The following is a 6508-nucleotide window of genomic DNA, read 5'->3' on the forward strand; positions in this document are numbered from 1 at the left end:
CGGGCGGGTCAGCGCTCCTGGACGCCGTCGACGCGGCGGGGGAGGCTCCACGGGTTGCTCTCGCGCAGCGGCTCCGGCAGCAGCGCGTCCGGGGTGCCCTGGTAGCTGACGGGCCGGAGGAACCGGTCGATCGCCGCCGTGCCCACCGAGGTCGTCTGCACCGAGGTCGTCGCGGGGTACGGGCCGCCGTGCTGCATCGCCCAGGTGACGGATACGCCGGTCGGCCACCCGTTCACGAGCACGCGCCCGGCGCGCTCGGCGAGCAGCGGCAGCACGGCCGCGGCGTCCGGGTCGTCGTCCACGGCCTGCACCGTGGCCGTGAGCTGCCCGTCGATCACGCCGATCGCGCGCTGCAGCTCCGCGGTGTCCGCGTACTCGATGACGAGCGCGGCGGGGCCGAAGGCCTCATGGGTGAGCGTCTCCGGGTCCTTCAGGAACTCGGCGGCGCTCGTCGTGAGGAGGCTCGGTGCCGGGGCGTCGCCGCCCTCGCCGCCGGCGACGACCGACACGCCCTCGTGCGACGCCAGCTCGCCGAGCGCACCCGAGTAGCCGCGCGCGATCGACTCGTTCAGCATCGGCGCACCCGCGACCGCGGCCAGCCGGGTCGCCACCAGCGCCGGCAGCGCGGAGCCGGCCGGCACGAACAGCAGCCCCGGCTTCGTGCAGAACTGCCCGACGCCGAGCGTCATCGAGTCCGCGAAGCCGCTCGCGACCTCCTCCGCCCGCGCGGCGGCGGCCGAAGGGGTGACGACCGACGGGTTCACGCTGCCGAGCTCGCCGTAGAAGGGGATCGGGGCCGGACGCGAGGACGCCAGGTCGAACAGGGCCCGGCCGCCCTTCAGCGATCCGGTGAACGCGCCCGCGGCGATCCGCGGATCCGTGATCAGCGCCCGGCCGATCTCCACGCCGGTGACGAGCGCGAACGTGCCGTCGGGCGCGCCCGCATCGCGCAGGGCCTTCACGACGATGTCGCCGGTCGCCACGGAGAGCCGCGGATGCCCGGGGTGCGCCTTCAGCAGCACGGGCGTGCCCGCTGCGAGCGCGGAGGCGGTGTCGCCGCCGGCGACGCTGAAGGCGAAGGGGAAGTTGCTCGCCGCCCAGATCGCGACGGGGCCGAGCGGCCGGAGCATGCGGCGCAGGTCGGGCCGCGGGCCCATGCCCCAGGTCGGATCCGCGTGGTCGATCGTCACCTGCAGGTAGGCGCCCTCGTCGAGCACGTCGGCGAAGAGGCGCAGCTGGAAGGTCGTGCGCTTCAGCTCGCCGGTGAGACGCGGCACCCCCAGGTGGCTCTCTTCGGCCGCGAGCGGGATGAGCCGCTCCGCGTCCGCGTCCAGGGCGTCGGCGACGGCGCGCAGCCAGCCGGCGCGTGCCGAGGGCCGCGTGGCCGCGAGCACCGGCGCCGCGGCGACCGCTGCGTTCAGCAGCCCGTCGAGCTCCGCCTCGGTGGTGTCCGTCACGGTGTCGACATCCGTCATCGCGATCCTCCTCGCAGGTCCCGGCCGACGACGCGGACGGGGTTGATCAGGGTGCCGATCTGCTCGATCGCCACGGTCACGACATCCTCCGCGGCCAAGGTGAAGCCCTCCTCAGGGACGATCCCGGTGCCGGTCAGCAGCACCGCGCCCGCCGGGAACGGCATCGCGGCGAAGAGCCAGGCGCCGAGATCCGCGAATTCGCGGGTGATCGTGGCCGTGGACGTGCTGCCCTCGAACACGACCTCGTCGTTGCGGCTGATCGTGAGGCCGATGCCGAACGGGCCGGTCGCCTCCCAGACGGGCACGATCGCGGGGCCGAGCGCGCAGGCGGCCTCGTAGACCTTCGCCTGCGGCAGGTAGAGCGGGTTCTCGCCCTCGATCGACCGGCTGCTCATGTCGTTGCCGGGCACGAAGCCGAACAGCTCGCCTGCGCTGTTGAACACGAGCCCGAGCTCGGGCTCCGGCACGTCCCAGTCCGAGTCCGCGCGGATGCCGACGGGCTCGCCCGGCGCGATGACCCGGCCCGCCGTCGACTTGAAGAACACCTCGGGTCGCTCGGCGACATAGACGCGGTCGTAGATCGACGCCTCGGTCGACTCCGCCATCCGCTCGTCGCGGCTCCGCTCGTAGGTGACGCCGGCCGCCCAGACCTCCTGCGCGTCGACGGGCGCGAGCAGGTGGCCCTGCACGGGGTCGCCGGATGCGGCGTCGATGCGCGCACGGGCCGTAGCGAGCGGGAGGGCGAGCAGCTCGGCGAGGGTGGCGCCGAGCGGCACGCCGCCGTCCTCGTGCAGCGCCGCCCAGACGATGCCGTGCTCGGTCGCGAGCCGGACCAGCCCGGCCATCAGTGGGACTCCCGCGCGACGTCGGACCCGGATGCGCCGACGAGGAAGTCGAGATCGGCGCCCTTGTCGGCCTGCTGCACGTGCTCGATGTAGAGCCGCTCCCAGCCGCGGGTCGCGCTCGCGAAGCCGCCGACGAGCGCCGGTGACGGCACCCGTCTCGCGAGCTCCTCCTCCGGCACGTCGAGGGTGATCGTGCGGTTCGGCACATCGAGCACGATGGGATCTCCGTCCTGGACGAGGGCGAGGGTGCCGCCGGCGGCGGCCTCGGGGGAGACGTGCAGCACGACGGTGCCGTACGCGGTGCCGGACATCCGGCCGTCGGAGATGCGGACCATGTCGCGCACGCCCAGCTGCAGGATCTTCTGCGGCAGCGGCAGGTTCGCGACCTCGGGCATGCCCGGGTAGCCGCGCGGCCCGCAGCCGCGGAGGATCAGCACGGAGTCGGGGGTGACCGGCAGGTCGGGGTCGTCGACGCGGGCGTGGAAGTCCTCGATCGAGTCGAACACGATGGCCTCCCCGCGGTGCTGCAGCAGGTGGGCCGACGCGGCGGCCGGCTTGATGATCGCGCCGTCGGGCGCGAGGTTGCCGCGGAGCACCGCGATGCCGGCGCCCGCCCCCTCGTCGCCGGCTGCCGGGATGAGCGGCTCCGCGCGGGGCGTGATCACCTCGTGGTTCCAGATGGGCTTGTCGTCGAGGTAGTCCACGAGCGGCTTGCCGGTCACCGTGATCGGCGTCGGGTCGAGCAGGTCGCGCACCTCGGCGAGCACCGCGAGCAGGCCGCCCGCGTTGTAGAGGTCCTCCATCAGGTACTCGCCCGCCGGCTGCAGGTTCACGAGCAGCGGCACCGCGGCGCCGATCCGGTCGAAGTCCTCGAGCGTGAGCTCGATGCCGAGGCGCCCGGCGATCGCGATCAGATGCACGACCGCGTTCGTGGATCCGCCGCACGCGGCGAGCGCGACGATCGCGTTCGTGAACGACTCCCGCGTGATCACGTCGTTGATGGTGCGGCCCTCGCGCACGAGGTCGACCGCAAGCCGGCCGGTCGCGTGCGACGCCTCGAGCAGCCGCGCGTCGGGGGCCGGGATGCCCGCGACGCCCGGGATCGTCATGCCGAGGGCCTCCGCCATGATCGCCATGGTCGAGGCGGTGCCCATCGTGTTGCAGTGGCCCTTGCTGCGGATCATCGCCTTGTCGCTCGAGAGGAACGCCTCGCGCGAGAGGGTGCCCGCGCGCACCTCCTCCGAGAGCTGCCACACCCCGGTGCCGCAACCCATCCGCTTGCCGCGGAACATGCCGTTCAGCATCGGACCGCCCGGCACGACGACCGCGGGGATGCCGACGGAGGCGGCGGCCATCAGCAGCGACGGGATCGTCTTGTCGCAGCCGCCGAGGAGCACGAGGCCGTCGATGGGGTTGGCCCGGAACATCTCCTCCATGGCCATCGCGGCCATGTTGCGCCAGAGCATCGCGGTCGGCCGCACGAGCGTCTCGCCGAGCGAGACGACGGGCAGGTTCAGCGGCACGCCGCCCGCCTCGTGCACGCCGTCCTTCACCGCCTGCGCGACCTCGTCGAGGTGCATGTTGCAGGGGGTCAGGTCGGATGCGGTGTTCGCGATCGCGATCTGGGGGCGGCTGAACCCCTCGTCCGCGACACCGCGCCGCATCCACGCCCGGTGGATGTAGCCGTCCCGGTCGTCGCCGCCGTACCACTGGCCACTGCGGAGGTCCGCCATCGCATCCGTCCTTCCCGGCCGTCGCCGGCCGTGCTGCAGGTCTGTCAGGGGGTGAGGACGATGCGCCCGAGCGCACCGGCCTTGAGGGAGTCGTAGGCCTCGTTCACCTCGGCGAGCGGGCGGCGCGCGCCGATCAGCCGGTCGAGGGGGAGGCGGCCGGCGAGGTGGAGGTCGAAGATGCGCGCGAGGTCGAGGCGCGGGTTGGCGAGGCCGTAGAGGCCGCCGACGATGCGCTTCTGCCGCTGCACGAGGTCGTTGATCGGCACCTCGACCACGGCGTCCGCGGAGGACAGGCCGATCGCGACGAGCAGCCCCTCGGGAGCGAGGCAGGCGAGCGCCTCGCGCATCGTCGCCGGCCGGCCGACGGCCTCGATCAGCGCCGGCACACCAGCGCCGGTCAGCGCGAGCACCTGCTCCGCGACGCCGCCGTCGCGCGCATCGATCGTGTGGGTCGCGCCGAGGCTGCGGGCGAGGTCGAGGCGTCCGTGGTCCACGTCGATCGCGAGGATCGGATGCGCGCCGGCGACGACGGCGCCGAGGACCGCGGCGAGGCCGACGCCGCCGACGCCGTAGACGGCGATCGGGCGCCCCGCGGTGCCGGGGACGCCGTTCAGCACGGCCCCCACGCCGGTCACGACGGCGCACGCGGCGATCGCGGCGACCTCCGGCGGCACGCCGTCGGGCACGGGCACGACGCTCGTCTCCGAGACCACGACCTGCTCCGCGAAGCAGGAGACGCCCATCAGGTGATGGATGCGCTCCTCGCCGCGGTGCAGCCGGGTGGTGCCGTCGAACAGGCCGTTCTCGGTCGCGAAGACGCGGCCGTAGCGGCAGAGCACGGGGTTGCCCGAGACGCAGGCGTCGCACTCGCCGCAGCGCGGCCGCCAGGTGAGCGCGACCCGCTGCCCGACCGCGAGCCGGCCGCTCGTCGCGGGCCCGAGCGCCTCGACGATGCCCGAGCCCTCGTGGCCGACGACGATCGGCAGCCGCGCCGCCAGATCACCGGTCATGTAGTGCAGGTCGCTGTGGCAGACGCCGGCGGCCTCGATGCGCACGCGCACCTCGCCGGGGCCGGGCGGGTCGAGCTCGACGTCCTCGATCGTCAGCGGCTCGCCGGTGGCGCGCAGCACCGCGGCCTTCACGGCCGTCCCGCCGAGTGCGTCATCGGGCTCCCCGCCGGTCGGTTTGTGGTCTGCTCCAACGAATCCGGCTCGCTCGACGGTACGGATGCCGGAGCGGGGCCGTCAAGCCGGGCGCCGGTGCGTCGCACGCGCCCGGCGCCTGCGTACACGTTGAAGGAGCTGCCGCGGCTGAAGCCGACGAGGGTGATGCCGGCCTCCTCGGCGAGCTCGGCCGCGAGCGACGACGGCGCGCTCACCGCTGCCAACACCGGGATCCCGGCCATCCGCGCCTTCTGCACGAGCTCGAACGACGCCCGACCCGACACCTGCAGCACCGCGTCCGACAGCGGCAGCCGGCCCTCGCGGAGCGCCCAGCCGACCACCTTGTCGACCGCGTTGTGCCGCCCGACGTCCTCCCGGAGCACGAGCAGGTTCCCGTCCCGGTCGAACAGGGCCGCGGCGTGCACCCCGCCGGTCGAGTCGAAGAGCCGCTGCTGCGCCCGCAGCCGGTCGGGCAGCGAGGCGAGCACGACGTCGTCGACGATGAGCCCCACCGGCAGGATGGGCCAGGCGGATGCGGTCGTCACCGCGTCGATCGAGGCGAGCCCGCACACCCCGCAGGAGCTCGTCGTGTAGATGTTCCGCGCCCGGGCCGCGGCGACGGCGAGGCCGCCGCCCGGCACGGTCGCGTCGACGATGTTGAAGGTCGGCGCGCCCGAGCGGGCCACGCCGGTCACGACCTGCATCGTGGGCAGGTCCTCGCTGCGCACGACGACGCCCTCGGAGACGAGGAACCCGGCGACGAGGTCGAAGTCGTCACCCGGCGTGCGCATGGTCACGCTGAACGACGCTCCGCCGACGCGGATCTCCAGCGGCTCCTCGATCGCGAGCTCGTCCTCCCGAATCCGCGGGGCCTCACCGGGACGGACGGCGGCGACGCGACGCCGCGCTGCGCGCTTCATGGGTCAGAGCCTGCCACCGGATCCTGGGCCAGGTCCCGGACGTACGATGCCCGGACGCGGCCGAGGGCGGCTGCGGGGACGGAGCCTGCGCATGGCCGATGCGACCGAACGCGCCGAGGCGAACATCGACGAGTCGAGGCTCACCGTCACGAAGCCGAAGAAGCGGGCCGTGGGCGCGCCCGCCGTGCTCCACTCGATGGAGATGGCGCTCGACCAGATGGGGCCGACCCGCACCGCGAAGACGCTGCTGAAGGTCAACCAGGTCACCGGCTTCGACTGCATGGGCTGCGCGTGGCCGGATCCCGCGCACCGCCGGCACACCGCGGAGTTCTGCGAGAACGGCGCGAAGGCCGTCGCCGAGGAGGCCACCAC

At 73.8% G+C, this 6508-nt stretch carries 5 protein-coding genes and 1 pseudogene; 1 reads left to right on the forward strand and 5 read right to left on the reverse strand.

All coding sequences use genetic code 11. The annotated features are described in order from the left end of the window. Positions 1-8 precede the first annotated feature (8 nt). The 5 genes from VIG76_RS00685 to fdhD are packed head-to-tail and all read right to left on the reverse strand — an operon-like array spanning position 9 to position 6136. A complete protein-coding gene (locus tag VIG76_RS00685; protein ID WP_331949985.1) occupies positions 9-1475 on the reverse strand; it encodes an aldehyde dehydrogenase (NADP(+)) in 1467 nt (488 codons plus the stop codon). Further along, positions 1472-2320 (reverse strand): fumarylacetoacetate hydrolase family protein, encoded by an 849-nt coding sequence (locus VIG76_RS00690; protein WP_331949987.1) that lies wholly within the window; start codon positions 2318-2320, stop codon positions 1472-1474. The genes VIG76_RS00685 and VIG76_RS00690 overlap by 4 nt, the downstream gene beginning before the upstream one ends. Then, positions 2320-4053 carry a dihydroxy-acid dehydratase gene (locus tag VIG76_RS00695; RefSeq protein WP_331949989.1) on the reverse strand — a complete coding sequence of 578 codons (1734 nt, stop codon included), beginning with the start codon at positions 4051-4053 and terminating at the stop codon, positions 2320-2322. The genes VIG76_RS00690 and VIG76_RS00695 overlap by 1 nt, the downstream gene beginning before the upstream one ends. A gap of 44 nt (positions 4054-4097) precedes the next feature. Continuing rightward, a complete protein-coding gene (locus VIG76_RS00700; protein WP_331949991.1) occupies positions 4098-5183 on the reverse strand; it encodes an alcohol dehydrogenase catalytic domain-containing protein in 1086 nt (361 codons plus the stop codon). A gap of 8 nt (positions 5184-5191) precedes the next feature. Then, positions 5192-6136 (reverse strand): formate dehydrogenase accessory sulfurtransferase FdhD, encoded by a 945-nt coding sequence (fdhD, locus tag VIG76_RS00705; RefSeq protein WP_331949993.1) that lies wholly within the window; start codon positions 6134-6136, stop codon positions 5192-5194. Positions 6137-6227: 91 nt separating this feature from the next. On the opposite strand from fdhD, the pseudogene VIG76_RS00710 reads away from it, so the two are divergent. Continuing rightward, positions 6228-6508: pseudogene (locus VIG76_RS00710) on the forward strand (hypothetical protein); the annotation flags it as partial.

It is taken from the genome of Amnibacterium sp. (genome assembly GCF_036559085.1).
Lineage (GTDB): Bacteria > Actinomycetota > Actinomycetes > Actinomycetales > Microbacteriaceae > Amnibacterium.